Genomic DNA, 3,283 nt, shown 5'->3' on the forward strand with positions numbered 1-3,283 from the left:
GTCCGGCAAGGTCACGACCGGGGTCGAGGGCCGTATCAAGAAGCTCGGCGCGAACTGACCCGGTGGACCCGGTGCGGGAAGATTTCTGCACCGGGCCTTGTGACGAGGTGGTTTTTCGGCTATATCAACTGCCGCGACGTTACCACTTTCGACCACTGTCTCCGTCTTCGGCCTCAGTTTATCGATAGGACTGACTGCGCCGGGCCGCCGCATTCCGTGGGCGGCAGATGAAAGGAGACATCACGATGGCTACGGGCTCCGTGAAGTGGTTCAATGCGACGAAGGGCTTCGGCTTCATCGCTCCCGATGGTGGCAAGAAGGACGTGTTCGTCCATATCTCCGCCGTCGAGCGCGCGGGCATCCGCGAACTGAAGGACGGCCAGAAGGTCACCTTCGACATCGAGGCCGGCCGCGACGGCCGTGAATCGGCGACGAACCTCGCGCTCGCCTGAGGCGGGACGCCAGGAACCGTAAGGAAGGCGGGGCCATGGCCCCGCCTTTTTCATTTCCAGCCTCGGGCTGGCATCGGGTTGCGATCGACCCGGGCCGGCCAGCCGTGCCGGCACGCGCCCCCGCGGCTCGCGGCCCCGAGCGAACAACCCATTGATGCAATTCATGACACGGACTATCGTCATGGATGAATTCGCGCGAACCATTTTTCGACCGACGGAGACCTTCAATCATTTTTTCGGAGGCTATCATGTCCGCACAGACGACGCCGAACCTCCCGGCCCTTGTTCCCGTCTTCGGAACGCCCGGCAACGACACTCTCGCAGCGACGGCGGAAGGCCAGTCCCTCTTCGGGCGGGCCGGGCGCGACACTCTGTCGAGCCTCTTCAACAACACCGCGCTTTTCGGCGGCGCGGGCCACGACCGGGTCGAGGTCTTTCTGGACCTGACCGACGGTGTGCCCGTTCCCCTCTTCGAGGCGAACGTCTGGGTGGACGGTGGATCGGGGGAGGACAGGATCACGGTGGACGCCACGTTCTTCTCCTTCGACTCCCCCGTGCGGATGTCGATGCATGTCGACGGCGGGTCAGGGTCTGACGTGATCGACGTCTCGTCCGTCTCGAACGGTCTTCTGGACAGCGTCGTCGTCAACACGATCGACGGCGGCAGTGGCAACGACGCCATTACCGCCTATGCGGTCGGAGGCGACTTCTTCGGCAACGAGAGCACCGCGATCAACGAGATCCGGGCGGGTGCGGGTGACGATCATGTCAGGGCAAGCGCCACGGTCTTCTCGAACGGCAGCCAACTGGCGAGCAACACATCGACGGGGGCGCGGGCAACGACGTGTTGTGGGCGAGCACCTATGTCGACTCGAACTCCGGCGCGCCGGAGGGCCGCAACACGCTCGTCGGTGGTGCGGGGCATGACACGCTCATCGTCGACAATTTCTCCTCGCTGGATGGTGAGAACTACGCCAGCACGCTGACATCCCAACTCAGCGGCGGCAGCGGCAACGACAGCCTGACGGCCACGATGCTGGCGCTGGCAGAATGCAGCGCCGTCGCAACCAACTTCCTCGATGGCGGATCGGGCGATGACATGCTCTCGGCCAGCGCCACGTCCGGCGCATATCTTGACGCCTACTCGGTGATCGAGAACACGCTTATCGGCGGTGCCGGGCACGACATCCTGACGGCCTTCGCCGATGCCAACTACTATCACCTGGAGGACGACTACGGCGATCCCGCCTTCCGCGGCTCGGCGCACAATCTTCTCGACGGCGGTTTCGGGAACGACGTGCTGACGGCCATCGCCGCCGCCGGCAGCGGGGGCTTCAGCGAACTCCATGGCGGGGCGGGCAACGATGCGCTGACCGCCATTGGCGGAGAGGACAACCTGCTCGACGGTGGGGCCGGCCGCGACACGCTCACAGGAAGCGACGGCACCGACCTGATCCGCGGCGGAACCGGAGCGGATTGTCTGACCGGCGGCGACGGGGCCGAACAGTTCATCTTCGCCACCGGCGATGGCAGCGACCGGCTTCTCGACTTCGAGGATGGCCTCGACCTCATCCGCATTGCCGCCGGAGCGGCGGGTTTCTCGGCGATGACGGTCATCGACCAGGGCCTCGACACGCTCGTTCGGTTCGCAAATGTCGCGGTGGTCCTCGAGGGCGTGGACGCGGCGCTGATCGACGCGGGGGATTTCCTCTTCGGTTGAGCGCGGGAGCCGAAACGTGCTGCCCCGGCCGGGATGCGCGGCGGCAGGCGCCCCGCCTTGTCAGCGCTTAACTGTTCTTTCTCGTCCAGTCGGGACGACCCCTCGGCTGTCCGTCCGCCGTGCGACCGCGAGCCGATCTTTGTCGGCCTCCGGTCCGGGCCTCGGCCTATTCCGCGGCGTGCTGAAGTGTCTCCGTCACGCCGATGCCGAGCAGATAGGCGCCCTCGCCCGCGCGGGCGATGAGGTCGGCAAGCGTCGGCGGACGCTCGAACAGCAATTCTTCGGAGCGGGTGCCGTCACGGGTGACAAGAACGGCGATCCGTCCCGCGGCCGGCCAGGCGGTCGTCTTCTGGCGCTCTGTTGCCGTTCCGGCACGGGCGCGCACGAGTCCGATGAAATCCGTCGCCCCGACCATGGCCAAACCTCGCAGACACCGAATCACGAGCGCCCCGGAGGCGCCTGTTGCAACAGTCCCGCTCGGGGCGAATTGTGGCAAGTTTGTGGTGGAAGAAGCCGCTCGCGCGGTGGGCCTGCGGGACAATGCCCCGCCAGCCCAGTCATTGTCCTGAGTTCCAGCGCCGATCATGGCCGGAGTAGGGCAACTGCCCGTGCCTCATTCGGCGGCGAGTGCGAGCCGGATGCGTTCGCGCAGCGGCCGGCGCTTCATCGCGATGGACACGACGTAGCACTCCGGCCCGAGCCGCGCGACGAGCTGGCCCAGCGTCGGCGTCTGGTCGAACCAGACCTCGCGCGTGGTCCTTCCGTCGTCCGTCACGGTGACGCAGCAGCGTGAAATCCGCGCCAGCGCACGCCGCCGGCCGGCCCGTGCCTTGTCGCTCAGCCGGCGTCCGACCTCGGTCGACAACCGGTCGACCAGTTCCTCGTTCACGGTCATATGCCCCCCTTGCGCGCACCGTGAGGGCGGGGCGCGCGGCCATGATTCGTTGTGGGTAAGGATCCCCGGAGGGAGAACTCGAAAGCAATGACATGGTGCTAAATCGCAACACCGGCGGGGTCAAGGAAGCCCGAACGTCCGTCGCGGGTTCATCTCGGATTCTTGCCGACGATGGACGGATTCCCGCCTATGTGGCCGAAATAAGGCACCCGCCGC

The 3,283-nt window shown here is 66.1% G+C and carries 5 protein-coding genes; 3 read left to right on the forward strand and 2 right to left on the reverse strand.

Features of this window, described 5'->3' with window-relative positions:
* Positions 1–245 precede the first annotated feature (245 nt).
* The 3 genes from ACMUOO_RS16815 to ACMUOO_RS16825 all read left to right on the forward strand — a co-directional run bounded on the left by ACMUOO_RS16815 (position 246) and on the right by ACMUOO_RS16825 (position 2,172).
* Entirely contained in the window at positions 246–452 is a 207-nt protein-coding gene (locus tag ACMUOO_RS16815) for a cold-shock protein (RefSeq protein WP_291335958.1), read from the forward strand.
* 248 nt (positions 453–700) lie between these two features.
* The gene (locus tag ACMUOO_RS16820; protein WP_413855772.1) at positions 701–1,438 is read left to right on the forward strand and encodes a hypothetical protein; all 738 of its coding nucleotides are present in this window, start codon (positions 701–703) and stop codon (positions 1,436–1,438) included.
* 113 nt (positions 1,439–1,551) lie between these two features.
* Entirely contained in the window at positions 1,552–2,172 is a 621-nt protein-coding gene (locus ACMUOO_RS16825; RefSeq protein WP_413855775.1) for a calcium-binding protein, read from the forward strand.
* A 166-nt stretch (positions 2,173–2,338) separates the two neighbouring features.
* Here the strand turns inward: ACMUOO_RS16825 and ACMUOO_RS16830 are convergent, their stop codons facing one another.
* The gene (locus tag ACMUOO_RS16830) at positions 2,339–2,587 is read right to left on the reverse strand and encodes a hypothetical protein (protein WP_413855773.1); all 249 of its coding nucleotides are present in this window, start codon (positions 2,585–2,587) and stop codon (positions 2,339–2,341) included.
* Positions 2,588–2,785: 198 nt separating this feature from the next.
* The gene (locus ACMUOO_RS16835; protein WP_413855774.1) at positions 2,786–3,067 is read right to left on the reverse strand and encodes a hypothetical protein; all 282 of its coding nucleotides are present in this window, start codon (positions 3,065–3,067) and stop codon (positions 2,786–2,788) included.
* Between the last annotated feature and the right edge of the window lie 216 nt (positions 3,068–3,283).

This window comes from Albidovulum sp., from assembly GCF_041919395.1.
Lineage (GTDB): Bacteria > Pseudomonadota > Alphaproteobacteria > Rhodobacterales > Rhodobacteraceae > Albidovulum.

What these genes read in the sequence shown, in the direction of transcription:
- ACMUOO_RS16815 (WP_291335958.1), top strand. Translation starts at nt 246, where the DNA reads ATGGCTACGGGCTCCGTGAAGTGGTTCAATGCGACGAAGGGCTTCGGC.
- ACMUOO_RS16820 (WP_413855772.1), top strand. Translation starts at nt 701, where the DNA reads ATGTCCGCACAGACGACGCCGAACCTCCCGGCCCTTGTTCCCGTCTTC.
- ACMUOO_RS16825 (WP_413855775.1), top strand. Translation starts at nt 1,552, where the DNA reads ATGCTCTCGGCCAGCGCCACGTCCGGCGCATATCTTGACGCCTACTCG.
- ACMUOO_RS16830 (WP_413855773.1), bottom strand. Translation starts at nt 2,587, where the DNA reads ATGGTCGGGGCGACGGATTTCATCGGACTCGTGCGCGCCCGTGCCGGA.
- ACMUOO_RS16835 (WP_413855774.1), bottom strand. Translation starts at nt 3,067, where the DNA reads ATGACCGTGAACGAGGAACTGGTCGACCGGTTGTCGACCGAGGTCGGA.